The 26,135-nt window shown below is 39.3% G+C and carries 26 protein-coding genes; 20 read left to right on the top strand and 6 right to left on the bottom strand.

What is annotated here, in order from left to right:
- The 7 genes from fabG to PHV30_06535 form a co-directional block, all read left to right on the top strand.
- Positions 1-654 (top strand): 3-oxoacyl-[acyl-carrier-protein] reductase (gene fabG, locus PHV30_06505; protein ID MDD5456667.1); only part of this gene is annotated, 654 nt, incomplete at its 5' end.
- 30 nt (positions 655-684) lie between these two features.
- The gene (acpP, locus tag PHV30_06510; protein MDD5456668.1) at positions 685-930 is read left to right on the top strand and encodes an acyl carrier protein; all 246 of its coding nucleotides are present in this window, start codon (positions 685-687) and stop codon (positions 928-930) included.
- 102 nt (positions 931-1,032) lie between these two features.
- On the top strand, positions 1,033-1,989 hold the full coding sequence (locus tag PHV30_06515) for a nitronate monooxygenase (protein ID MDD5456669.1): 957 nt from the start codon (positions 1,033-1,035) through the stop codon (positions 1,987-1,989).
- 16 nt (positions 1,990-2,005) lie between these two features.
- On the top strand, positions 2,006-3,247 hold the full coding sequence (gene fabF / locus PHV30_06520; GenBank protein MDD5456670.1) for a beta-ketoacyl-ACP synthase II: 1,242 nt from the start codon (positions 2,006-2,008) through the stop codon (positions 3,245-3,247).
- 135 nt (positions 3,248-3,382) lie between these two features.
- Complete coding sequence (locus PHV30_06525; GenBank protein ID MDD5456671.1) at positions 3,383-3,949, top strand: ribonuclease HII; 567 nt, start codon at positions 3,383-3,385, stop codon at positions 3,947-3,949.
- Positions 3,949-4,299 carry a YraN family protein gene (locus PHV30_06530; GenBank protein ID MDD5456672.1) on the top strand — a complete coding sequence of 117 codons (351 nt, stop codon included), beginning with the start codon at positions 3,949-3,951 and terminating at the stop codon, positions 4,297-4,299. Before PHV30_06525 ends, PHV30_06530 begins: the two co-directional genes overlap by 1 nt.
- A 111-nt stretch (positions 4,300-4,410) precedes the next feature.
- A complete protein-coding gene (locus tag PHV30_06535; GenBank protein ID MDD5456673.1) occupies positions 4,411-5,835 on the top strand; it encodes a methyl-accepting chemotaxis protein in 1,425 nt (474 codons plus the stop codon).
- Positions 5,836-5,845: 10 nt separating this feature from the next.
- On the opposite strand, the gene PHV30_06540 is transcribed toward PHV30_06535, so the two are convergent.
- Both PHV30_06540 and PHV30_06545 read right to left on the bottom strand, forming a co-directional pair.
- Positions 5,846-6,532 carry an SDR family NAD(P)-dependent oxidoreductase gene (locus tag PHV30_06540; GenBank protein ID MDD5456674.1) on the bottom strand — a complete coding sequence of 229 codons (687 nt, stop codon included), beginning with the start codon at positions 6,530-6,532 and terminating at the stop codon, positions 5,846-5,848.
- Between the two features lie 23 nt (positions 6,533-6,555).
- Positions 6,556-7,476 carry a hypothetical protein gene (locus tag PHV30_06545; protein ID MDD5456675.1) on the bottom strand — a complete coding sequence of 307 codons (921 nt, stop codon included), beginning with the start codon at positions 7,474-7,476 and terminating at the stop codon, positions 6,556-6,558.
- 82 nt (positions 7,477-7,558) lie between these two features.
- On the opposite strand from PHV30_06545, the gene pta reads away from it, so the two are divergent.
- Positions 7,559-8,551, top strand: coding sequence for a phosphate acetyltransferase (gene pta / locus PHV30_06550; GenBank protein MDD5456676.1), 993 nt, complete (start codon positions 7,559-7,561; stop codon positions 8,549-8,551).
- Position 8,552: 1 nt separating this feature from the next.
- Positions 8,553-9,749, top strand: coding sequence for an acetate kinase (locus tag PHV30_06555; GenBank protein MDD5456677.1), 1,197 nt, complete (start codon positions 8,553-8,555; stop codon positions 9,747-9,749).
- Between the two features lie 15 nt (positions 9,750-9,764).
- Here PHV30_06555 and PHV30_06560 read toward each other — a convergent pair whose 3' ends face one another.
- Positions 9,765-10,859, bottom strand: coding sequence for an LptF/LptG family permease (locus tag PHV30_06560; protein ID MDD5456678.1), 1,095 nt, complete (start codon positions 10,857-10,859; stop codon positions 9,765-9,767).
- On the bottom strand, positions 10,859-11,581 hold the full coding sequence (gene lptB, locus PHV30_06565; GenBank protein ID MDD5456679.1) for an LPS export ABC transporter ATP-binding protein: 723 nt from the start codon (positions 11,579-11,581) through the stop codon (positions 10,859-10,861). The genes PHV30_06560 and lptB overlap by 1 nt, the downstream gene beginning before the upstream one ends.
- 107 nt (positions 11,582-11,688) lie before the next feature.
- Between lptB and folP the strand changes: the two genes are divergently transcribed.
- From folP to speE, 11 genes are all read left to right on the top strand, one after another.
- Complete coding sequence (folP, locus tag PHV30_06570) at positions 11,689-12,924, top strand: dihydropteroate synthase (protein MDD5456680.1); 1,236 nt, start codon at positions 11,689-11,691, stop codon at positions 12,922-12,924.
- Entirely contained in the window at positions 12,917-13,390 is a 474-nt protein-coding gene (folK, locus tag PHV30_06575) for a 2-amino-4-hydroxy-6-hydroxymethyldihydropteridine diphosphokinase (GenBank protein MDD5456681.1), read from the top strand. The genes folP and folK overlap by 8 nt, the downstream gene beginning before the upstream one ends.
- 60 nt (positions 13,391-13,450) lie before the next feature.
- Positions 13,451-13,870, top strand: a complete 420-nt coding sequence (tsaE, locus tag PHV30_06580; protein ID MDD5456682.1) for a tRNA (adenosine(37)-N6)-threonylcarbamoyltransferase complex ATPase subunit type 1 TsaE — start codon at positions 13,451-13,453, stop codon at positions 13,868-13,870.
- Complete coding sequence (gene tsaB, locus PHV30_06585; GenBank protein MDD5456683.1) at positions 13,863-14,498, top strand: tRNA (adenosine(37)-N6)-threonylcarbamoyltransferase complex dimerization subunit type 1 TsaB; 636 nt, start codon at positions 13,863-13,865, stop codon at positions 14,496-14,498. Before tsaE ends, tsaB begins: the two co-directional genes overlap by 8 nt.
- Positions 14,495-14,944, top strand: a complete 450-nt coding sequence (locus PHV30_06590; protein ID MDD5456684.1) for a GNAT family N-acetyltransferase — start codon at positions 14,495-14,497, stop codon at positions 14,942-14,944. The genes tsaB and PHV30_06590 overlap by 4 nt, the downstream gene beginning before the upstream one ends.
- 281 nt (positions 14,945-15,225) lie before the next feature.
- The gene (hrcA, locus tag PHV30_06595) at positions 15,226-16,263 is read left to right on the top strand and encodes a heat-inducible transcriptional repressor HrcA (protein MDD5456685.1); all 1,038 of its coding nucleotides are present in this window, start codon (positions 15,226-15,228) and stop codon (positions 16,261-16,263) included.
- A gap of 27 nt (positions 16,264-16,290) precedes the next feature.
- Positions 16,291-16,989, top strand: coding sequence for a nucleotide exchange factor GrpE (grpE, locus tag PHV30_06600; protein MDD5456686.1), 699 nt, complete (start codon positions 16,291-16,293; stop codon positions 16,987-16,989).
- Positions 16,990-17,013: 24 nt separating this feature from the next.
- Positions 17,014-18,969, top strand: a complete 1,956-nt coding sequence (dnaK, locus tag PHV30_06605; GenBank protein ID MDD5456687.1) for a molecular chaperone DnaK — start codon at positions 17,014-17,016, stop codon at positions 18,967-18,969.
- Positions 18,970-19,075: 106 nt separating this feature from the next.
- Positions 19,076-20,242 (top strand): molecular chaperone DnaJ, encoded by a 1,167-nt coding sequence (gene dnaJ / locus PHV30_06610; protein ID MDD5456688.1) that lies wholly within the window; start codon positions 19,076-19,078, stop codon positions 20,240-20,242.
- Between the two features lie 176 nt (positions 20,243-20,418).
- The gene (speD, locus tag PHV30_06615) at positions 20,419-20,799 is read left to right on the top strand and encodes an adenosylmethionine decarboxylase (GenBank protein MDD5456689.1); all 381 of its coding nucleotides are present in this window, start codon (positions 20,419-20,421) and stop codon (positions 20,797-20,799) included.
- On the top strand, positions 20,799-21,644 hold the full coding sequence (speE, locus tag PHV30_06620; protein MDD5456690.1) for a polyamine aminopropyltransferase: 846 nt from the start codon (positions 20,799-20,801) through the stop codon (positions 21,642-21,644). Before speD ends, speE begins: the two co-directional genes overlap by 1 nt.
- Positions 21,645-21,654: 10 nt before the next feature.
- Here the strand turns inward: speE and PHV30_06625 are convergent, their stop codons facing one another.
- On the bottom strand, positions 21,655-23,244 hold the full coding sequence (locus PHV30_06625; protein ID MDD5456691.1) for a glycosyltransferase: 1,590 nt from the start codon (positions 23,242-23,244) through the stop codon (positions 21,655-21,657).
- 98 nt (positions 23,245-23,342) lie between these two features.
- The coding region (locus PHV30_06630) for a hypothetical protein (GenBank protein ID MDD5456692.1) at positions 23,343-26,135 on the bottom strand (2,793 nt) is incomplete at its 5' end.

Here is a 26,135-nt window from a genome sequence, read left to right on the forward strand (position 1 = left end):
GGTCACGGCGCAAATATCGCCATACTGGATATGATGTTGAATGAAACCATAGATGAACTGAAAGCTAAAGGGGTGAAGGCCATTGGTATTCAAACCAATGTTACTCAACCGGATTCAGTAAACACTACTATAGATAAAGTTCTGCAGGAACTGGGCAGCATAGACATAGTGGTTAATAATGCCGGAATAACCAAAGATAATCTGGTTATGCGCATGAAGCAGGAAGAATGGGACGCGGTACTTGCTGTTAATTTAACTGGAGCTTTTAATGTCATAAAGGCCGTTACCAGACAGATGTTCAAACAAAAAAGCGGCAAGATTGTAAATGTCGCATCGGTAGTCGGTCTTATAGGAAATGTTGGCCAGGCCAATTATGCCGCCTCCAAGGCGGGGTTAATAGGTCTTACCAAAACTCTGGCCAGAGAATACGCTGCCAGAAATATTCAGGTTAATGCGGTGGCTCCGGGTTTTATAGACACGGATATGACCGCGAAATTACCGGAAGAAGTAAAAAAATATTTTATAGGCAATATTCCTGCCGGAACATTCGGAAAGCCGGAGGACGTGGCTAACGCAATATCATTTCTGGTTAGCCGGGAAGCGGACTATATCACCGGACAAGTAATAAATGTCGACGGTGGTATGGTTATGTAAAAGTTTTGTCATAATAAGGAGGTGAGAGGAATGAATGAACAGGAAATATATGAAAAAATAAAAGCAGTTGTTGTAGAACAGTTAGGGGTTAGCGAAAGTGAAGTGACTAAAGAAGCTTCTTTCGTAGAAGATTTAGGCGCGGATTCCTTGGATAGCGTTGAGTTGTTGATGGCTCTTGAAGAAGAATTCGGCACAGAAATATCTGATGAGGATTCTGAAAAATTAAAAACTATAGGTGATACCATCACTTATATTAAAGACAAATTAAAAAAATAAATTGTTAATGATTTAAGTTAAACCAGTTAACTATATTATGGGAGGTCTTGAAAATATGTTTTCAGTAATCATTTTTCAAGACCTCCTAAAAGAAAGTAAAGAATGAAATATAATCTGTTGAAGATAAAAAACCTCAAACCTGTAATTCCCATAATACAAGGTGGAATGGCTGTACGAGTGTCCACCGGGCGTTTAGCCGGGGCAGTAGCGGCCTGCAATGCTATCGGTACAATAGGCGGGTCAGGAATGAGCAATGAAGAATTAAAAGAAGAAATCGCCATTGCCCGGAAAATATCCGGAGGTAATGGTTTAATCGCTGTGAATATTATGGTCGCAGCTTCAGAATTTTTGGACCTGGTTAAAGTGTGTATCGATAGTAAAGTTGATTTGATATTTGCCGGAGCCGGTTTTTCTATGGATGTTTTTCGCATGTGCAAAGAAGCTGACATAGCTTTCGCTCCTGTGGTTTCATCTGTGAAAGCCGCAAAACTGGGTTTAAAAATGGGAGCGGATATGATAATTGTAGAAGGCAAGGAAGCCGGCGGTCATCTGGGAACAGATAGACCAATGAAAGAAATTCTCAAAGAAATTCTGGATGAAGTAAAAGGGAAAGTTCCTGTTATCGGTGCCGGCGGTGTTTTGTATGGTAAGGACATTTGTGAAGTTTTAAAAATGGGGGCCAGCGGAGTACAAATGGCAACCAGATTTGTAATGAGCGATGAGTGTAATGTTGATATAAAATTTAAACAGTACTATCTGGACCACACCAAAAAAGATATGAAAGTATTTTTAAGTCCTGTTGGTTATCCGGGCAGAGCAATAATGACCAAATTTTTGGAAAAAGTAGAAGCCGGTAAAATCGGCCAATTTCCCTGCAAATATATTTGTCTGAAATCCTGTAACAGGAGGTTTTGTATTATTGAGGCCTTGAAGAAAGCCAAAAATGGTGAAGTGGATGAAGGGATTGTTTTTACCGGAGAGCGTTTTGATGAAATTCATGATATTTTACCTGTAAAAACCATAATCGATAATTTAGTTAAAGAAATGGACGAATGTTAGGGAGGTTTATGAAATCATGAAGAAAAGAGTTGTAGTAACAGGATTAGGAATGCTGAGCCCGGTGGGGAACAGTGTGCAGGAAAGCTGGGACAATCTGATTGCCGGTAAAAGCGGTATTGATAAAATTAAAAATGCTGAGCTACTTAAGGATTTCCCTGTGCTTATCGCCGGAGAAGTAAAAAATTTTGAAGCTGAAAAATTCGGAATAAATCCCAAGGATGCTAAAAGGATGTCCAGGTTTATTCAGTTTGCAGTCTGCGCGGCAAAAGAAGCTGTTAAAGATTCAAGCTTGAATATAGAACAAATATCCGAACAGGTTGGAGTAATAATCGGTTCCGGAATTGGTGGAATAGATATTTTAGAGGAACAGGCCAGAAACCTTATGGAAAAAGGCGTGAGACGAGTTTCTCCTTTTACTGTGCCCATGATGATAACCAATATGGCCGCGGGAATTGTAGCTATTGAATTTAAAGCCAAAGGTCCGAATTCCTGTACTGTTACCGCCTGTGCGTCTGGAACTCATTCTATAGGAGATGCCTTTAATTTAATCCAGGATGGTATGGCAATTGCCATGCTGGCCGGAGGCGCAGAGGCATCTATCACACCGTTAGGTTTAGCGGGTTTTTGTGCTGCACGTACCTTATCCACTCATAATGAAGAGCCGCAGAAGGCCAGCCGGCCATTTGATAAAAACCGTGACGGATTTGTTATGGGCGAAGGATCAGGTATTGTTATGCTTGAAGAATATGAGCACGCCAAAGCCAGAGGAGCGAAGATATACGCCGAGATGGTCGGTTATGGTATGAGCGGAGACGCATACCACATGACTGCTCCGGCTGAAGATGGTAACGGCGCAATAAGAGCCATGAAAATTGCTCTGGAAACAGCCGGTCTTAAACCTGAGGATGTTGATTATATCAACGCTCACGGAACATCAACCGATTTGAATGACAAAATAGAAACAGCCGCTATAAAAACTCTATTCGGTAATCACGCTAAAAAACTGCTGGTCAGCTCAACCAAATCCATGACCGGGCATTTGTTAGGCGCGGCAGGAGCTATTGAAGGGGTAATTATCGCCAAAACTATCGCCACCGGCGATGTGCCGCCAACAATAAATTATGAAACACCCGATGAAGGCATGGACCTGAATTATGTTCCCAATAAAACCGTAAACAAAAAAATTAACGTAGCCATGTCTAATTCTTTTGGTTTTGGCGGTCATAACGCAGTAATTGTAATGAAAAGTGTTTCTTAGTCCGTCCGAAAATATAAAATTTTCAAGTCAATGCGAGCGTGACCTGGCAATATACATAGCCATAAATGTGGATTGCTTTGTCGCCAATACTCCTCGCAATGACAGAATAATTTTCGGACAACCAGAGATATAAGTATGCTGATCGCCGGTATTGATGAGGCTGGGCGCGGTGCGCTGGCTGGTCCGGTTGTAGCTGCAGCTGTTATTTTTACGAAAAGACCGGAAAAGAATCTTTATTCAGATTCCAAAAAACTTACTGCAGTTCAGAGAGAAGAATTATATCCCAGAATTTTACGAGAATCCCTGGCTGTGGGTATAGGTGTAATTGATTTCCATATCATAGACAAAGTTAATATTTTATACGCCACTTTTCTGGCTATGCAAAAAGCTCTTCAAAGGTTAAAGCATTCACCGGACATTATTTTAATTGACGGAAACCAGAAGATTCCCGATATTACGATCAAACAGAAGACGGTGGTTAAAGGTGATGCGCTTGTACCGGTAATTTCCGCGGCATCCATTGTAGCCAAAGTCATCAGGGACAGAATTATGCAAGGTTATGCCAGGATTTATAAGGATTACGCTTTTGAAGTGCATAAGGGTTACGGGACCAGCTTGCATCAGGAGCGTATATTGCAAAACGGCCTGTGTCCTATCCATCGCAGGACCTTCAATAAGCCGAGACAGTTGGTCTTATTTTAATGCATTACAGTAAACAAACCGGAGATAAAGGTGAAGAAATAGCCCTGGATTTCTTGGTTCAGCTGGGATACAAGATATTAAAAACCAAGTTCTACAGCAAATTCGGCGAAATAGATATTATAGCCCAGGACCGAGATACAATTGTATTTATCGAGGTCAAGAATTACAAAGATAAAAGCCTGCTTTCTCCTTATAGTGCAATTACTGCCGTGAAAAAGAAAAAAATTATTAAAACCGCCAAATATTTTTTAACCACATTAAAAGATGCTGATGTTCCCTCTCGATTTGATGTGATAATTTTGGAAAATGATAAATTGCTTGACCATATTCAGGGTGCGTTTTTTGTGTAAGTTAACATACAGGCTAATTTTTGGCAGGTTTCTACTGTTCAAACCAGAATTCAATTGACCGACACAATTTTTTAAGAGTAATATGTAATCAAATTGTTTTTGGGGGATGTTATGAAGTTAAGTGTTAAGCTTATCCTTTCTTTTCTATTAGTTTCAGTCATTACGCTGATGGTGGGATTAATTGGAGTAACCGGCTTAAACGGAACAAAAAATACCCTGAGGAATATAGCATTTTCAAATTTGCCTGCTATTCGTGGATTGCATCATATTGATCTTGCCCAAATGGCTGTGCAGAAAACAGAAAGGTCTCTCCTGATTCCAGAAATAGCCACAAGTGAATCAAACATCAAAAAACAACTGGAAAATATAAAAAAATATTGGGAGGAAGCTCAGGAAGGCTTTAAGCTTTATGAACCTTTACCTCGCAACGACGAGCAAGAAAAAATATGGCAGGAATTCAAACAAAAATGGAAAAATTTTGAGGATATCCATCAAAATTTTCTTAAACTCGTTCAATCAGGTAATAGAGATGATGCCTATAAATTGAATATGGGTGAAGAAAGGAAGGTTTTTAAGGAATGCGAAAAATTATTTGATGATCTTTTCGCCATTAGCATTAACACCTCACAATCTTTTGGCAATGTGGCAGTGAAAAGGGTTGCATTTCTAAATTTATTATCCGTCATTTTTACTTTTTTTGGGTTTATATTGGCTCTGGGTATGGGATATATAACGGCATTAAGTATAACCAGATCGATATCTAAAATTGCTAACGGTATTGCGGATGGTGCGCAATCTTTAAACGTAGCTGCAGGGCAGATAGCAAATGCCAGCCAGTCATTGGCACAGGGAGCATCGGAGCAGGCAGCAACTGTGGAAGAAACGGCGACATCGGTAGATGAACTGGATTCCATGACCCAATCTAACGCTAACCATACTGTTCAGGCTAATGAATTAATGAAAAATGCGTTGGACGTAACGGGCACAGCCAGTTCATCGATGTCAGAGCTGGCTGCGAGTATGAAAAAAATATCAGATGAAAGTCAGAACATTCAGAAAATTATCAAGACCATTGATGATATAGCCTTTCAGACAAATCTTCTGGCATTAAATGCGGCTGTTGAAGCAGCCAGGGCTGGAGAGGCAGGAGCGGGATTTGCTGTAGTCGCGGATGAAGTAAGGAACCTGGCGACCAGGGCAAGTGAATCAGCCAGAGACACAGCTCGACTGATAGATAATTCTGTGTCCGGGATATCTGACAGTAATAAAATTTTGGAAAGTACCTATACAAATTTCAACAAAGTCAGGGAAAGCGTAGAAAAAGTTTCTGATATTATTGCACAGATCTCTATGGCCTCCGAACAGCAAGCTGCTGGTATAAAAAATATAAATATTGCTGTTACTGAATTGAGTAAAGTAACTCAGCAAAACGCTGCTACAGCCGAAGAAACATCTTCTTCATCCGAGGAAATGTCTGCGCAAGCCGAGCAGATGAATTCTTATTCAATGGATATGATGAAATTTCTAAACGGATAAACAAACTTTTTTAGAGTCTGCTGTCCAGATTAAAAATTTGTCCGGAAATATTTCTTGTTGCGCTAAGCCAGTTTATAAAGCTACTGATTTCCTTTAAAGTATTAAAGCGTCTTAAAATATTGGCATTTTTATAGGTATTAACTATCGTCTGGGGCAACGTAATTGTTTGTTTGCTTTTCATAAAGCCGGGCAAAATTACATTTACTTTGATGTTATCTTCCGCCAGTTCTTTAGCCAGACTTTTAGCCAGGCCGATCAGTCCGGCTTTCCCCGCGCTATATGCTGCCTGACCTATATTTCCTTTAAGGGCTGATAGCGAGGAGATAAAAATGATATGCGAATTTTCAGATTTTTTTAAACCTGGAACAAGCTGCCGGCAAATTGTAAAATTGGCAGTCAGGTTTTTTTGAATTATTTCCTGAAAATTTTCTGAACTTTCTTTTAAAAGCAGTTCATTATGAATAATCCCGGCGTTCAGGATAAGCAAATCCAACTTTTGACCGGAAAATTTGACTTTATTCAGAGCTGACAAATCAAGATAAAAAAAGCTCAGGTCAGGATATTTTTCAGCCAGCTTATTCAATGGTTGGGAATTGCTGAAATAAGAAGCAATAACTTTGTTTCCAGTGCGCAGGAAATCTACCGTCAATCGCAAACCCAAACCTGATGAACCTCCGGTGATAAGGATTGTTTTCATTTGAGATCAGTATAACATGTAAATTATTTTTTTTCGCTTAAGACCTCATCTACTATTGGCTTCCATAGATTTTGTAAATATAATGGCAATTCTTTATAGGTAGATATAAAGTTTTTATAGTGGGGTTGCAGATGAATAACCATATCCAGAGGATTTTTGTCAGGATAGAGTTTTAGAATATCGCGGACAACTTGTTTGCGGTATTGGTTCAAAGTAATAAGCAATTCGGAGTTTTTTATATTTAGCGGATGACAGGTAAAAAGCATGTCCCGAAAAAAAACTATTTTTTTAAAATATTGCGGATGGGTATAATTTAAACTCTCTTTAAAAAGGTCAGCAGGGATTGGGAATAAGTCAACATGTAGTCGTCCATGATTAAAAAATTCATCAACTGGGTCCTCATTCCGGTTGGCAATTTTGAACCCGTTGGTGATTTCATGATATAACCTCCGATTAATATTATTCCATTGCCGGTTGAATAGAATAGAGTTTTCTACAAATAGTTCTTTTAAACAAGCTGTTTCTGAAAAAATAGAAATGGGTCCCTGGGTGTTTTTGTAGACAATGAATAAATCAATATCCGGTAGCAGATATTTACCCAAATCGTAATAATAAGATGTTTTTTTTGCGGCTTGTTTTAAAGTATTATACATTCTGTAGCGAAAATCGACATTACCATAGAACAAATGGCCAACACCGAATATTCCTTCTATCCCCAGGAGATTTTCAGACATGATTATGTCGGCTACATTTTTGATTGTTTGATAAAAACCGTTAAAATAAGCCGGATCGTTAAGCCTGTTAAAAAATTGCACTGATTTTTTATATAATTCCGTGAGTCTGGGGTCTAATCCTTTTAACAAACTTTGCATTTTTTCTTCCGGGAAAGGTTTATGATTGGATATTAATTGTATGTCCGATGTCGAAATTATTTTATTGAACATATTTCCACCCTCCTAATAATATATCGTATTAATTGAAATAAAATTGACGATTAAATTGCAAATCAAGTAGAATGAATGCTGTATGCTATTACTGGAAGAAATTATTGCTAAAGCCAGAACTTTAAAAAAAAAGATAGTTTTACCGGAAACGCACGATGAACGGATAATATCGGCTACCCGGAAAATTGTCGATCAGGACATCGCAACTGTCGTTTTGGTCGGGGATAGAATGAAGCTGACAGCTGCATTTAGCTCAGAACAGTTAAAAAAAATCATTATTTATGACCCGCAGCAGGACAAAGAACTTGCCGAACAAATGATACAGTTATACTTGGAAAAACGAGGCAAAAAAGGAGTTACCCCGGAACTGGCCAGAGAAACCGTGCTCACCAAACCTCATTTCTTCGGAGCTTTGCTGGTAGAAAAAAATTTGGCCGATGGCATGGTTTGTGGGGCAGACTGCACTACAGCCGAGACCCTAAGAGCACTGATTCATTGTGTAGGTGTTAAACAAGGCAGCACTCTGATTTCCAGTTTTTTTATAATGATCACCGAACATAAAGAAATGGGCAAGGACGGAGTATTGTTTTTCGCGGATTGCGCTGTAAATCCTCAGCCCGACTCCGCCCAATTAGCCTGCATTGCCACAGATACGGCGGATTCTTATAAAAAAATTATGCATTCTGAGCCGCAGGTGGGCCTACTTTCTTTCTCCACTTATGGAAGTGCGGAGCATCCGTTGGTGGACAAAGTTAAGGAAGCTGTTAGAATGGCAAAAGCGAACAGGCCGGATATCAAGCTGGATGGAGAATTTCAGTTTGACGCAGCCGTTATACCTAAAATAGGTGAGAAAAAAGCTCCCGGAAGCCTAATTGCGGGCAAGGTTAATTGTCTTGTTTTCCCTGATTTGCAGGCAGGAAATATCGGCTATAAAATTGCCGAACGGATCGGTAACGCGATGGCTGTTGGACCCATTATTCAGGGTGCGAAAAAGCCGGTAAACGATTTATCAAGAGGTTGCAGCGTAGATGATATTTTTTATGTTACAGCCATTACTTCATTACAGGTAGGTTAAAATGTTAATATTAGTTTTAAATTGCGGTAGTTCTTCAGTAAAATACGCGCTATATGAATCCGACACCAAAAAAGTCCTGGCCAAGGGTAATGAAGAGCGCATTGGATTGGAAGGTGGTTCGTCCGTCAATCATAAGGAATCCATAAAAAAAATCCTGCATTCTTTAACAGCTGGTGATAAAAAAGTTATAGACAACATCAACGAAATAAAAGCTGTGGGACACAGAGTTGTGCACGGTGGAGATAAATTTAATAAATCTGTACTCATTACCACCGAAGTTTTAAATACGATTAAGCAGGTCGCTTCGCTGGCACCTCTGCATAATCCGCCGAATATTATCGGCATAGAATCGGCTATGGAGGTATTGGAAGGCGTTCCGCAGATAGCGGTTTTTGATACAGCCTTTCATCAGACACTTCCCAAACATGCTTATATATATCCAGTTCCCTATGACTGGTATGAAAATTATGGTGTGCGCAAGTATGGGTTCCATGGTTCCTCACACTTGTATGTGGCCAAACGCGCAGCCAAAATGCTGGATATACCCAATAATAAAGTAAACCTCATTACTTTGCATATCGGTAATGGTGTTAGCTTTGCAGCTATTCGCAACGGTATTTCAATAGATACTTCCATGGGTTTAACCCCGCTGGAAGGGGCGATGATGGGCACACGTTCCGGAGACATAGACCCGGCAATCGTCGGCTATATGGCTGAAAAACTGAACTGTTCTTGTCAGGATATAACTAATATTCTCAATAAAAAAAGCGGGCATTTGGGCATTACCGGTAAGTACACGGACCGCAGGGATATCCTTATGGGAATCCAAAAAGGCGAGGAACGCTCCAAACTCAGCCTGCTCATGGAAACTTACAGAATTAAAAAATATATCGGCGCTTATATGGCCGTTTTGGGACATGTAGATGCGCTGGTGTTTACAGCCGGAGTAGGTGAGAACAACTGGTTTATCCGGGAAGGTTCAACAGAAGGCTTGGGAAATATGGGAATAATTCTCGATAATGATAAAAACGGTATGATCATGGCCTCAGACGGGGAAACCGATCTTTCAGCGCCTGATTCCAAAGTCAAAATACTGATGATCCCTACTAACGAAGAAGCAGTGCTGGTAGAGGATGTGGTTGCCATACTCGAAGGCCGCTACGACGTACACTATAAATTTCATTACAGTTTTGAGTAAGGTTTTAATTTCAGTCTATTGATGAGCTCTTTTAAGTAACAGTATCATTCCCATGGCCCCTATTGTTAAGTTTGGTATCCAGGCAGCTATAAAAGGCGTAAGAATATGAATAAGCCCCAGCCATTCACCAACTGCCATCAGGATATAGTAGACAACAACTACAAGCAGGCTCAAACCGATACCTACCGAGTTGCTGCTGCGCTGGGGATTTAAGCCCAGAGGAGCCCCCAGTAAGGTGAATATAAGACAGGCAAAAGGCAGCGATGTCTTCAAGTAAAGTTCAACCAGCAGCTTGGAGACATCCTCGCCGGTTTTTTGTTTAATAAGTATATGTTTGGATAAATCAAAAAAACCCAGCTGCTGCGAGTAGCTTTGTTCCAGGATAACGTTAATATCTGTAGGGCTTAATTTCAGATTAATATATTCCTTGTCAAAGGTAACTCTGGAAATGGAATCTTCTTCTTTATCAAATAAATACAAAATTCCGTTAAAGAATAACCAGCCCTTGCCAGTATTAAATATGGCCTGGTTGGCAAACACTACACGCTGCAGGTTACCTTTTTCGTATTCGATAACTGTTATGTCCTTCATGGTTTGTTTGTACATTTCTTTGGCATTAATCGTACGTTTCAGGTAGCCGTCTTCATATTGCGGGATGTTGACTGCAGATCTGAATACCGGTTTATATTCGTTTTTAGCTTTGGCAATTAGGTAATTTACATATAACGTCGATTTCGGAACTAAAAGTTCGTTAAAAACCATGGTCAGCATGGAGACCATAAAGCCTACTATCAAAGCAGGGAAAATAATACGAATAAGGCTTATGCCCCCGGCCCTGAATGCGCTTATTTCGCTGTCTGTAGACAGTCGGCCGAAAACCTGCAGAGTAGCCAGCAGGATCGACATTGGAAATGTATAAACCATTACCTGTGGTATGCGGGCAATAAAAAGATTGATTACTGTAATCAGATCCAACCCATAATTATTGGCTTCACTGACGAGATTGGGGATGACACCTACTCCGGCAAATATGGAGGAAAAAGCGATAACGCCAAAGAAAAAAACGTTGGTCAGTTCTTTAATAATATATTTATCCAGTAATTTAAACATCAGATAGAAAAATTCTGGCCGAGGTAAAATTTCTTGGCAATTGGGTCATTGGTAAGTTTTTTGGAATCACCTTCGGTAAGAATTTTGCCGTCATGCAGAATGTAGGCCCGATCAGTAATTTTTAATGTTTCACGGACATTGTGATCGGTAATAATAATTCCCAGACCTCTTTTTTTTAGGTGCAGAATCATATCCTGAATATCTTGTATGGCTAGCGGATCTATACCTGCGAAAGGTTCATCCAGCAGGATAAATTTGGGATTCGTTGCCAGAGAACGCATTATTTCCACTCTGCGTTTTTCACCGCCGGAAAGTACATAGCTTTTTTGTTTGCGTAAATGTTCTATTTTCATTTCATGCAGTAATTCGGTAATTTTTTCGTCATACAATTCTTTGGGGTAAGTTTTCAGAAGTTCCCAGAGAATAAAAACATTTTCTTCCACTGACAATTTGCGAAAAATAGAAGTTTCCTGAGGAAGATAACCAATACCCTCACGTGCTCTAAGGTACATGGCCTGACTTGTAATATCTTTTCCATCCAGAAGCACCTTGCCGGATGTGGGCTTGATCAGCCCGATAATCATATAAAAAGTAGTGGTTTTGCCGGCTCCGTTCGGCCCTAAAAGACCTACTACTTCTCCCTGTTGTACTTTGATAGAGACATTATTTACTACAGCTCGTTTGCCGTATTTTTTTATTAAATTTGTGGTTTCTATTAACATCTGGCTATATTATAGCTTTTGTTTTTGTTTTTGTCTTTTTTCTAAAATTTATAATTCCGTTTCCCTAGCTTTTTGATAATCCACGATATTTTATATATAATTAAAAAATGACAGCCATAAAAAAAATTGTCTCTCCTCTGGTTTATTTATACAAACTATCAACTGATGATTGGCCTGTATTATTTGATAAAATCGGTGTTGATGCTTACGCCTATGAAAAGCTGGCTGCCAAGAATACGATATATTTTTTTTATCTAAAAAATATTCCGGCGGTGGCCGCCAATATTATCAAGCAGGAAGCCCTGTCCAAAGGCGGAGAAGCTGTGGTCAGCCGGGAGACCATGGTAAAACCCGAGTCGCTAACTGATGTTCTGCTGACCCTTAATGGCCGGCAATTACAGGTTTTTTGCTCGGACCTTGCTGATCAGCCTTTTGGGCTCAAAGAACTGGCCGGGCAACTATTAATCATTAAAGAAAACGTGATGTCTCCCCTGAAACCTGTGAAAATCGGGAAAACATCTTTTGATTTTAATAAAAAACCTTTTTTAATGGGGATTTTAAATGTTACACCGGACAGTTTCAGTGACGGTGGCAAGTTTGACACTGTAGGCAAAGCAGTAACTCATGCCGCTGAAATGCTTAAAAACGGAGCGGATATTATTGATATCGGTGGAGAATCGACCCGCCCTGGCAGCAGGGAAATAAGCGCAGAAGAAGAAAGCGCTCGCGTTCTTCCGGTTATCAAAGCAATACTGAAAAAATTTCCCGGCACTCTAATTTCTATCGATACATGGAAGGCGGAAGTAGCTGAAAAAGCCCTGAAAGCCGGAGCAGTAATGGTCAATGATATCAGTGCCGGTACCTTTGACGCCAAAATGTTTCAGACAATTGCGCGCTATAAAGTGCCTGTGGTTTTGATGCATACACCGGGCAAGCCGCGCAGCATGCAAAAAAATATTCGGTATAATGATCTTTTAACTGATATTTATACCTTTTTTCAGGAAAGAATAAAAGTTGCGGTTAATCAGGGAGTAAAAAAAGAACTGATAATAATTGATCCGGGTATAGGATTTGGCAAAAAGCTGGAGCATAATTTAGAATTAATAAAGAGAATAAATATTTTTAGAGGTTTGGGCCGGCCGATTTTGCTGGGTCCATCGCGTAAGCGTTTTATCGGCGACATCACAGGCAGGGATGAAGCAGGACGAATGCCGGGGACAGCGGTGGCAGTTGCCCTTGGAGTTAATAATGGAGCAAATATAGTCAGGGTACATGATGTTAAAGAACTTAAGGATGTTTTATTAGTAACAACAGCGATTATGAAAGGGGGTTCATATGCATAAAGTATTTTTAGGAATAGGAGCGAATCTGGGAGATCGACAATTGACCATAGATAAAACTTTGGAAGAACTGGAAAAAGATGAGCATATTACTATAATTGCTACATCCGGTTTTTTAGAATACATGGCTGAAAAAAGACCGAATGAGCCGAAATTTCTAAATGGTGTGGTAAAAATATTAACCGGATATACTCCTTTGCAGTTGCTGCAGGTGACAGAAGAAATAGAAAGAAAGTTGGGCCGCTTGTATAAAGGCGCTTACCATCCCCGGACAATTGATATAGATATTCTGCTCTTTGATGAAGAAGTAATACTGGAAGATAATCTGATAATACCCCATCCTTTAATGCATGAGCGTATTTTTGTAATGGAACCGTTAAACGAAATAGCGCCCGAAGCGTATCACCCTATACTCAGTAAAAACGCGGCAACCATTTACAGAGCCCTGAAAGAGGGACGGGATATCTAGAATAAGTAAATTTAAGGTTTTGGTTTACAAGCAAAGCCTGTCCGTCGGATAATTTGTTACATGAGTGAAAAATATCTTGTTAAATCTCTTAAAGATACACAAACCATTGCCAGGACTTTTGCCAGCCGCTTAAAGCCGGGAGATGTGATAGCTCTGGAAGGAGAGCTAGGTGCAGGGAAAACAACATTTGTACGGGCCGCTGCGGAATTTTTTAAAGTAAAAGAATATGTAAACAGCCCTACCTTTACTATTGTCAATCAATACAAAGGTAAAAAAACAACTATCAATCATATAGATTATTACAGGATTAATCACCAGGATGAACTTGCCGAAATCGGTATTGAAGAATATTTTTCTCCACAGTCTATTACTTTTATAGAATGGGCAGAGCGTTTTCCTGATAGCCTTCCGGAAAAGTGTTATAATATTCACATCAAGGTTAAAGATAAAACGAGGGAGATTTTAATCAGTCATGCTTAGAGCGGGAATATCCACAGTCAGTCAGCATTTCAGCGTTTGTTTGATGGATGATGAAAAAGTGTTGAGCGAGCTGCAGTTGTACAAAGAAAGCCTGGACGACCTGCTGGATGTGCTGCACAGGTTTTTTATCGAAGCCGGATACACTCTGGATGATGTTGAGGAATGGGTAATAGTTAACGGACCTGGCAGTTATGCCGGTATTCGTATAGGGTTATCAGTAATCAAAACCATGGCTTTCGTAAAAAATAAACCCGTGAAAGTTGTTAATACCATTGAACTTTTGGCTTTTCAGAACAGACATTATAAAGGCCTGATAGTAGCTGTTATGGATTCAAGAAAAGACGAAGTAAATTTCGGGATATACGGAGGACAGCCATTTAATATACTATTAAAACAGGAAACAATCAGGCTTGATGTTTTGCTGGTGAAATTAGGGATAATAGAGGGAGATTATATAATTGTGGGAGATTTAAAATCTGTTCCTGCGGAATTCGAAAAACACTTCTTCAGAACGCTGCCTTCGGCCAGAGAAGCTATACTTCTGTCTTTTCAAAAGCCGGTACTGGATTTAGCTGAAGTTTTGCCTATATACGCTTATCCGGTAAATATCAGTAAAGGAAAAGCATGAACCAGGTAACCAACAAAATTGAATTAAAAAAAGCATTGGGTAAAGATGTGGCCTATATTTACGCCTTATATAATGAAGAGATACACACCACTTGGAGCGAAGATGATTTTCATTTGTTCCGTAAAGAAAACAATAAAGATTTATATAAAATATTACTCAACGAGAATTGTGTGGGCTTCATAATGCTGGTCAGAGTTAAGCCCGAAGCCGATTTGATAAACATTGCCGTTGCCAAGCCATTGCAAAGCATAGGGATAGGAACAATGGCCCTGGAAAAGCTCTATGGCCAGCTCAGGAAAAAAGGTATAAATAAAATCAATCTGGAAGTAAAAAAAGACAGTAAAGCTCATAAGTTTTATTTGAAGAACGGATTTTTGACGACCGGTTGTCGAGAAAAATATTACATAGATCAAACTGACGCTATCCTGATGTTAAAAAATATCTGATAAAGCTTGTTGCAAAATACGTTTTCTTTGTTAATTTCGGCCCGCGCTTTTGGCCGTATTTAACAGGACGAAGTCGCTTATTGCCTCGAAATCATAATTTCGCGACATCACCTATATAATTAAAGAGTTTTTGTTGACAACTCATTTTTGAGGTGATAACCTTTTAGGGATGTTAGCAGTCATGAGCATAGAGTGCTAACAGCAAGGTTCGGCGAAACCGTTACAGGCGCCTGTTTGTGGCAATAAAGAGTAGACTTGTAAAAGGGGATTTTAGGTAACAAATGAACAGAAAAGATATTATTATGCAGGCTCTGATCAAGGATTATATCGATAATGGAGAACCCTTGTCTTCCGCTCTGCTTGTGGATAAGACCAATCTGGACCTGAGCAGCGCAACCATGCGCAACGAGCTGGCCAATCTGGAAAAAGAAGGTTTCGTAAAGCATTTGCATACATCTTCGGGCCGCATACCTACAGATAAGGGTTATCGTTATTATGTAGACCATTTAATGAACAGAGATAATCAGCTTAAGGTGCAGGAAGCTGAATATTTGCAAAATATGCTGGAAGACGTTTCTACCAGTATTGATAAGGTCCTTGCTTATACAGCCCAGATACTTTCGCAGATGACCAAATACCCCATTATTTTGATAGCGGAAAATCAGCATAAAAATATTTTAAAGTTTATTCAACTGGTGCTTCTTAATGTTCACCAGATTTTACTGGTAGTATTGAATAATTACGGTGAAAATTTTCAGGAAATAATTCATTTTGAGAAGCTGGCCATTACCCAGGAGGAACTGAATAAGGTATCGGAAGTTCTGAATAATGTTTGTTCCGATATACCGCTGGACAATCTGGGCCCGGTTTTTATGGAAAATATGGAAAGAGTAAAGGTCAGGTTTACCGCCTATGAAGATATTCTTGTAAAAATTTTTTCTGCTATTAGAAAAAGTTCAGCATTACTCAGTTCGAAACATGTATTTATTGAAAACAGCCATAATCTGCTGGCTTATCCGGAATTTCAGGAAATTGAAACACTCAGGAAAATTAACACCGTACTGGAAGACAAAAACAAAGTTATCAGTCTTTTTCAGGATCAACTGGTGGAGAAAATAAATTCCTGTATCGGTTCAGAGCATAAAGTCGATGAACTTTCTCCTACTTCTCTGGTTTATGGGAATCTGACGGTTGAAAATGAAAACATCGCCAAGGTTGGCGTTTTAGGCCCGGTACGCATGAATTACGATAATATTTTCGGGGTAGTGGACCATACGGTGAAAGTTTTGAAAAGAAAATTTTTACAATTATTCAGGTGAAAAACTTAAGGAGGTGAATGTTTAACTATGTACCACGAACATCATCATAAAGAATATAAACAACAAAATCATAAAGATAATGAGGATGTAGAGAAGGAACTGAAAGATATTGAGCCGGAACAGGAAACTGATGTTGAAGATGTAATAGAAGAAATTATTGAGGGAAAGCAGTTGCCGGCTGACCAGAAAATTGAACCGGAAATTATTCCGGAAAAAGTTGATATAAACGAATTGGCCGGTCAGATTAAACATAAAAAGGAACATCATCATAAAGGAGAAGAACTGTCCAAAAAAGATACTGAAATTAATTTTTTAAAAGACCAGCTCCTCAGGCATAAAGCTGATTTTGATAATTACAGAAAACGCATGGAAAATGATAAACGTGAGTTTTCCAAATACGCTCTGGAAAAATCATTGCTCGATTTCCTGCCGATTGTTGACAGTTTCGACCGTGCTTTACATCCTGAAAACCAGGAAAAAATTGATGCACAGAAAATTTATCAGGGGTTTGAGCTGATTAATAAACAACTCACTGATTTTTTAAACAAACAGGGCGTAACTGAAATAGTTACTAAGGACCAAAAGTTTGATCCTTATTATCATCAGGCTGTATCCCAGGAAAAAAAAGAAGGTGTGGAAAAAGGACAAATTATTAAAGAATATCAAAAAGGTTATTTATTTCACAAAAAAGTTTTGCGACCCTCTATGGTCGTGGTTGCAGAATAATCAAAAGAAAGGATGTGAATTGATATGGGGAAAATTATTGGAATAGATTTAGGTACGACAAACTCTTGTGTGGCGGTAATGGAAGGTGGAAACGCTGTTGTAATAGCCAATGCCGAAGGAGGACGCACAACTCCGTCTGTAGTGGCTTTTACCAAAGACGGTGAAAGATTGGTGGGCCAGGTGGCTAAAAGACAGTCCATAACCAACCCGAAGCATACTGTTTACTCCATAAAACGTTTCATGGGACGTAAACACAACGAAGTAAAAGAAGAAGAAAAGATGGTGCCCTATAAGGTTATAGATGGCAAAAACGGCGACGCCGCTGTGGATATTGAAGGCAAAGCTTATACACCGCCTGAAATTTCAGCCATGATCCTGAAAAAACTGAAAACCGATGCCGAAGCATATCTGGGAGAAAAAGTAACACAGGCGGTTATTACCGTACCTGCTTATTTTAATGACAGCCAAAGACAGGCTACGAAAGATGCCGGAACCATTGCCGGGCTGGAAGTATTGCGTATTATCAACGAACCTACTGCGGCTTCTTTGGCATATGGTTTGGACAAAAAAAAGAAAAATGAAAAAATCGCCGTATACGATTTCGGTGGCGGTACATTTGATATCTCAATTCTGGAATTAGGTGACGGCGTTTTTGAAGTACTTTCCACTAATGGCGATACCCATCTGGGCGGCGACAATGTGGACCAGGAACTTATAGATTGGCTGGTAAAGGAATTCAAGAAGGATAATGGTGTTGATCTATCTAAGGACAATATGGCACTGCAACGTTTAAAAGAAGCAGCTGAAAAGGCAAAAATCGAACTTTCTACAGCTCAGTCCACAGATATTAATTTGCCGTTTATTACAGCAGACCAGACCGGCCCCAAACATTTGAATGTGAGCCTGACCAGGTCAACATTTGAGCAAATGATTGAAAAATATGTCACCAGAAGTATTAATCCGACCAAACAGGCTTTAAAAGACGCCAACGTTACCGTGGATGATATTGATGAGGTTGTGCTTGTTGGCGGTATGACCAGAATGCCACTTATTCAGAAAGCCGTAAAGGAACTTTTCAAAAAAGAACCAAACAAAAGCGTAAACCCTGATGAAGTTGTTGCGCTGGGTGCAGCAATTCAAGGCGGAGTATTGGGCGGTGAAGTGAAAGATATAGTTTTACTGGATGTTACGCCATTGTCGCTTGGCATAGAAACCCTGGGCGGCGTATTTACCAAAATTATCGACAAGAACACCACGATCCCGGTGTCCAAGAGCCAGGTATTCAGTACAGCTGCAGATAGCCAGGATAGTGTGGAAGTTCATGTCTTGCAAGGTGAAAGACCCATGGCTACGGATAACCGTACTCTGGGGAAATTTCATCTGAACGGAATTCCACCTGCGCCCAGAGGAGTACCGCAGATTGAAGTAACCTTTGATATCGACGCCAACGGTATTGTACACGTTAAAGCCAAAGACAAAGGCACAGGCAGAGAACAAAAGATTACCATTACCAACTCTTCAGGTCTTAGCAAGGATGAGATTGAAAAAATGAGAAAAGCTGCAGAAGAACATGAGCAGGAAGACAAGCAGAAGGTAGAGTTGATTGAAGTCAGAAACCAGGGTGACAGTCTGTCTTATCAGGCTGAAAAATTGCTTAAGGATAATGCGGACAAGATTGACGCTACCTTGAAGACAAAGATTGAAGACGCAGTCAAAGAATTACGTGAAGTTTTAAAGAAAGATGAACTCGGGTTAATTAAAACCAAAACTGAAGAACTCCAGAAAATAGTTTATGAGCTGTCCGCAAAAATGTATGAATCGGCTCAAGCACAGGGTCAGCCGGAAGCAGCTCCCGGTGGAAGTGAAGCCAAAACAGAAGAAGGACCTCAGGCGCAGCAGTCTGCAGAAGCTGAAAGTGAAAAAAAAGCTGATGAAAAAGTAGTTGACGCCGAATTTGAAGAAACGGACGACAAGAAGTAATATATTTTATTGCCGGATTACTCCCCGGGTGAGGCGTGACCTTTTCAAAAGGCCTGCTGACTGAGCCCGGGGATGACTTTTTTTAAGGATTGTATTAAGATAAATTATGAGCTCAAAAGATTACTATGCCGTACTTGGTATAAACAAGAATGCCACTGACGCGGAAATTAAAAGCGCTTTTCGCAGCCTGGCCAGAAAATATCATCCGGACGTAAATAAAGACCACACATCTCAGGAAAAATTTAAAGAAATAAACGAAGCTTATCAGGTCTTAAGTGACGCTGACAAGCGCAGGAAATATGACCAGTTTGGAACAGTTGACGGTTTTGATTTCGGAAGTGCCGGTTTTGGCGGTGCCGGATTTAGCGGCTTCGGTGATATTTTTGGTAATCTCGGTGATATTTTTGAAGAATTCGGTTTTGGTGGATTTGGCGATGCTTTCGGTGGCAGGGGGGCTTCTCGTTCGCGTTCTTCGGGACAGACCGCAAGAAAAGGTGAGGATATACGTGTTGACGCCAGCATTACTCTGGAAGAAGTCGCCAACGGTGTGGAAAAAGAAATACACGTAAGACATCTTGATACTTGCGATCATTGCGCGGGAACAGGCTCCAGAAGTAAAAAAAGCGCTCAATCCTGCCAGACCTGCGGTGGACGTGGAGAAGTGCGCCAGACCAGACAATCAATTCTGGGCACCATCAGCCAGGTTACGCCCTGTCCGGCATGTCATGGTGAAGGCAAGGTTGTGACCGATCCTTGTACCAATTGCAGCGGATCAGGTCGTATGGCCAAAAGTAAAACATTAAAAGTTAAAATTCCGGCTGGTGTTGAAACCGGTTCCAAATTGCGGGTCTCAGGAGAAGGGAATGTGGGCCAACGAGGTGCCCAACATGGGGATTTGTACGTTTATATAGAAGTAAAGAAACATGCTTTGTATGAAAGGGATGGAGACGATATACACAGCAAGCATATTGTTAGTTTTTCTCAGGCTGCTCTTGGAGATGAGATGGATATTCAAACTTTATACGGTACTATTAAACTTAAAGTGCCTGCAGCCACTCAATCGCATACGGTATTTCGCTTAAAGGGCAAAGGCATACAACATTTACAGCATCATGGTCAGGGTGACCATTATGTAACAATTATCGTGGAAACACCCAAAACTTTAAGTAATGATGAAAAGACGATTTATGAATATCTTGCTTATCTGAGAAAAGAAAAAAATTCTTTAGCCAAAGGTAATATTAAGGAAAAGATAAAAAAATTATTCAAATAGCCTTATTCTGGCCTTTTCAAGCTAAAAAATTAAAGTTAAACTCCTTTGTCGAAAAAAATTTATTGACAAACCACCAAAAAAAAGTAAAATTGGCAATTGTTTTTTTAGAAAAAATTTTTTAATATTTTATATAGAGATATTGAAGCAGGTAAAAATTTTAAACCAAAGAGGGTGAGATGAAAGAACTGGGTAAGCATTTGATCGTTGAGCTTTATAATTGTGACAAGAAGCTTATTAACGATTTAAATCACGTTGAAAAAGTTTTGCTGGATGCGGCCATCGTAGCTAAAGCAACTGTCGTTGAGCATAAGTTTCACAAATTTTCCCCCCATGGTATAAGCGGAGTCATTATAATAGCCGAATCGCATTTTGCCATTCATACCTGGCCGGAATTCGGTTACTGCGCTGTGGATGTGTTTACCTGCGGTGATCTTACCGACAATCCGGCAGCTATGGAATTTATAAAAAAAGGTTTAAAAGCCGAATATCATTCAGTAATAGAAATGAAAAGAGGTATTCTCAATTTACCTGATGACCAGATAAAGCACAAACCTTGATGAAAAATTTTCTCTGGTTCACTGAAAATTTTGAAATCGATAAAGGACGTCTTCTTCAGGTAGCTGTCAAAAAAGTTCTGGAACAACGCAAATCCGAATTTCAGCAAATAGAAGTTTTTGAAACAGTGGCCTTTGGGCGCATGCTGGTATTGGACGGGATTATTATGGTCACCCAGCATGATAATTTCGCTTACCATGAAATGCTTGTCCACGTACCAATGAATGTTCATCCTTGCCCGAAAAGAGTTTTGATTGTAGGTGGTGGTGATGGCGGAGCCTTGAAAGAGGTTCTTAAATACGATTCGGTAGAAGAAGTGGTTTTATGCGAGATCGATGCGGAAGTTATTGTTTCCAGCCAGAAATATTTCCCCGAGTTCAGAAAAGCATTTGTAGACAAACGCACTCAAATTGTTATTCAGGACGCAGCTGAATATGTGAAGCAGCAGAAAAATAATTTTGATGTTATCTGTGTGGACTCTTCGGATCCGGTAGGACCTGCTGAGGTTTTGTTCCGAAAAGAGTTTTATTCAGCTATGTATAAAGCCCTGACAGTGGACGGAATAGTTACATCGCAATCTGAATCCATGTATTATCACAGGGACTTCATTTCCAGTCTTTTTAAACAAAATCGTGAAATTTATAAAGTGGTGGATTACTACTATACAATTATACCCACTTATCCCAGCGGTACCATCGGCTTTTCTTTCTGTTCAAAAAAGTACAAACCTCAGGACAATCTGGATGAGAAAAGAATAAAAAAACTCAAAAAAATGCAATATTATAATCAGGATATTCACAAAGCTTCTTTTATGCACCCTGAATTTTTCAGGAAACTCCTGTTTTAGCTTTCAGAGTTCAGTTAATTACCTGGTTATATATATCGTAATATCCCTGAGCTGCTTTTTCCCAGGTGAAATCTTCTTTGGATTTATAGGCATTCCAATAAAGATTGAATAAATCCCAGGCTCCGTTTTTAAATAGGTTTATCATTTTTTCCAGTTTATTTCTGTAGGCGGATAAATAGTTATCATCAGCTTCGGTTTTATCAAATAAAAGACCGTTTATGCCGGGATTTATAGTGTCAACAAGACCACCGGTCTTATGTGCCAGCACAGGCGTACCGCTGGCGAAAGAGTTTACAGCCTGAATACCAAACGGTTCATGTGTGGGTGAAGGAAACAGGAAAAGGTCGCTAGCCTGGAAAATTTTGACTGCGATCGTATCAGAATAATCTACAATGGCAATTTTATCAGGGTATTTTTCCAGTAAACTGTTACGAATAATAACATCGTCCCGATCGTCTGAATTACAGGTCATGACCAATACAATATCATCTGTGAATTTATTATCCAAAAAGAACTGGTCAATAACTTTTAAAGTTTCCAGGTAACCTTTTTGCGGATCCCAGCGATGGATAAAGCTAAGCAGCATCCTTTCCGGATTTGTTAAGCTAAGCTCCTGAAATAATTTGGTTTTCTGATCTTTTTTTATGGCGGAAATATTTTCGCTCGTAACGACCTTATCTTGAGGCAATACAGTCTGTAAATCATACATTTCATCATAACCATTTAAAACCACGTCGAATTGTTTTACAGTTTTCGGTATAGACTTGAAGCGACTTAACTCCTGACTGAAGCCCCTGGAGACAGTAGCAAGTGTGTTAAATTCTTGGAATGCAGTATCCAGAGGGTTTTGACGATTCAAGGGAAGGCTTGAACTTCGTATACCGAAGAAATCAGAATAATCATTAATATCCGGGTTAAAAATATTGTGCAGGGTAAAAATTGTTCTAAAATCCCGATCTTTATAATCTATTAAATGTTGAATTATCGGATAAAATGCCGTATGCCATTCATTAAAATGCAAAATCTGATTTTCGCCGGCTGATACTAATAAATAGGAGGTCATTAACCAGTTAAATAACATAACATCATTAATGAAGCCGTCAGACAGAGCAGTATATCTGCCAAGCCTGCATTGATAATTCGACGATATTAAATCATTACTTACAGATAAATCTGCCAGGAAATTTTTTTTCATAGCGGAATACTTATTAACGTTTGAACTATATTGGTTTCTGACGGGTAAATCAGAGTTGTATTGCATCTGACTGGTTGTACCCAGAAAAGTGTGCCTGACCCCATTGTGTGTCATTAATGACAAGACCTGGGGAATTTCCTTCTTATATTTAGATTCATGCCAATAAAAGTTATTACTGAGCATGCGAAGAACTTTTGAAGTTGCATCCGCTAAAGGTTGCAGATCATAGTTTTTTTGAATATATGGTGTAAGAGGAGCAATTACCTCAACAGTAGTCGGCGTAAATCGTTGCAAGGCGGCAGATATTTGGCCCGCAAAAGCGCCCAAACCACCGGTTTTATCAAGTCCGGACTCAAATGTGATAAGCCTTACATCTAATTTTTTTTCGGCGATAATTTTTCTCATCTTAAATTCTCCTTATTAATATGATTAAAATACGACAATATATCGACGCGATTGTTTGAAATTCCCAACATAATTGATTACTGCGGAGGGAGATATCTTTAAAGGATCTTTTGTGCTTTTTCCCGCAGGTATTTCTGCAGATCGAAAACTTTTAAATAAATTATTTTATCGAGATTATCATAAATAAAATTAATTGTTTTATGCAGCATATCCATATCGATATTTAATTCCCTCAGATTTTTTTCAACGTTGGAAAAACTTGTAAATTTAAACAATTCTCCGTCCCAATACCAGGGAAGCTCAATATCCAACTTATTGTTTGCGTCCAGCACAAAATCACGCAAGCTGAAAAACCAGCTTCTTTCATCTGTAACCGTCTTTTTATCAAGGATAGTTCTTTGAAACAGCTCTTTTAAAATCCCACCATACGAATCGGGCATTATTTCAATATTCTGTAATAATTCTTCTGTAGTGAAATCCAGTTTCATTGCTGCCAGAGTAACATAGCCAAACAAACCACTAAGCGCTGCAGATATATCAGGGCCGGTAGCTCCGATTCTTTTCAGTGTTTTTTGAGTATAAATGTCGGTTTTTTCAGCGCCGGGAACAATGAACCTGTGCTGCATGTACCTTCCAAAGATTGCTGAATATTGGTCCATTATTCCGTTAAAATATTTAGCTGTCAGGAATTTTTTTTGACCCTGGTTCAAATTAAATATATCCGCGGTTTGTTGTATTTTTTTTAAATAATAGGCATAAAGTTCCTTATCTTTTCCCAGGCGCTGGTATTCATCAATCTTGGAAAAAGAAGAACTGAGGTCAATATGTTTGATGGAAATCTGCGGAGTTGTTTGAAAATAATTGATGGTGATAATCTCGTTTTGTTCTCCGTAATCGGCTTTGGCCAAAAGATCGGCCTGTAATGCTACTTTTCCTATTTCATAAGCAAAGTCCTGCAGAAGTTCTGTTGTTGAATAATATGAAAGCAGATTTTGCAAATTGGCAGGTTTGGAAAGATCAAACCCGTCAAAAAAAGGTCGAATAAAAAAACTGTAATTTTCATGGCCAATCTTTTCCATAGTAATTTCATTATCGATATTAAAAAAATTCAATAAGTTTGTACCTTCAATCTCATTCTGGCGCATCTGCATATTTTCAATTATTTGTTTCGCGAAACAGGTATGAATATGATACTTTTGGGAAATAGTATCTCTGGCCAGAAAGGAAATTACATAAACCGCTCGTTCAAAAACCTCTCCCCTGTACCTGATTTGCTTTAATATAAACAGAGATTTAAATTCTTTATATTTTTTTTCCAGACAGTTGAAAAGCGCCTGAACGTCCGGTTCATGCACAGAAGGTGTGCCCAGTTGCAACAGGAAATGATCGCTCCAGTTAAAAAACTTCAAAGCCTGTTGTCTGCCTGTTATATCCCGCACTTCAGAAAGACAATGCAGCGCTCTCCAGTATTTGACCAGTTGTTCTCCCTTTTTACCGGGGATCATTTTGTAGATTACTTTTACAGGGTCATCGCGTTTTGTTTCCAGGATTTTGCCTATTCCGCTTCGGCAGTGGAAAGTATCATGCAGCATTAAATAATCTATCATTTGATCAATCAGCTTATCTTTTGGTCTGGCCAGAGTTTTGATAATATAGCTTCTGACCAGGTTGGAGGGATGTTCTATAAACGGAAAAATGCAGGAGAAATTTTTATCAAGGCTCCAATAAGCCAGTACGCTGGTCATGGCTACGATAATCTCGGGAAAGTGTAGTAATGGTTGGAAATTTTGCTTGTCATCACCGGCCAGTATTCCTTTTATCAATTCAAACACTTTGGAGGAATCCGGAATATTTTCAAAAAACCTGTTTTTAAAACTGTTAATAATAATTATTGTTAATCTGTAACGCGCCACATCTTCAGCAGATAATTCGGATAAAGAAATAGCGTTATTAAAATATCTGGTCTCGATAGATTCCTTCAATTGCAGCGTAAGATCATTCAGAAAAGCCGGTTCACGTTCAACTTTACTGGTTAAGCCGTTTAATATTGCAGTAGCTACCTCTCTGTCTTCAGGATAAAAGGATAATGCCGTAATTATTTTTTCGAACAGACCGTCTTTTTCATGTAAACAATAGCTATGAATAGCGTTTATGGTGTTAGTTTTATTATCCAGCGGCGTTTCTTGTTGCGCGAACAATTTTTTTTCTGTAGCTATCCGATTTTTTCTGCTTTCCACAGCCTGGTCCAGCAGGGAATAAAACAACTTGGACTTCTCAACGTCTATTTGCCGGTTGGAGCGGTTCTTATAAAATCTCTGCAACATTTTTCTAAAGGAAGTAGACCTCATATACGGATAAATTTCCGATAAAAACCCGTGAATTTTTTCAGCCAGGATTTTATCATCAGGATTTGCTTTGAAAAGATAGCGCATAAAAATTTTGGTCATGGAAGATTCCAGCGCGGCTAATTGTTCCTGCTTGTAGCTTTCGTGGATAATTTTACTGATTACGGCCTTTTGTTCGGGACCTTCCAGCGTGAAGTAATATTCCAGCAGCCGTATAATAAAATTCCCGTCAGTTTCCAGTAAGAGGTTGCGCAGATTTGTAATCCTGTCCGTGTTCAGCAATTCTTTGGTTGTTTCTAATAGTGTTTCCTGAAATGATTTTGAATAATCATACTTTCCAATCAGGATTTTTATTTGCTCTATGGTCGGTTCTTTTTGCTCCAGCAATATTAAAATGGAGTTTTTAATCTCTAACTTCAAGTTTTCCGCGAGCAGTTTTATGATAGCAGTCCTGGTGCGGGTATTTTCTGCAAAGAGCAGATTGATTTCTGCGCTTGCCGCTCCTTTTTGTTGTTGATGCCTGATGAGCTGTTGCAAATATGAGGG

The sequence above is a fragment of the Candidatus Margulisiibacteriota bacterium genome, from assembly GCA_028715625.1.
Taxonomy (GTDB): Bacteria; Margulisbacteria; Riflemargulisbacteria; order GWF2-35-9; family GWF2-35-9; genus JAQURL01.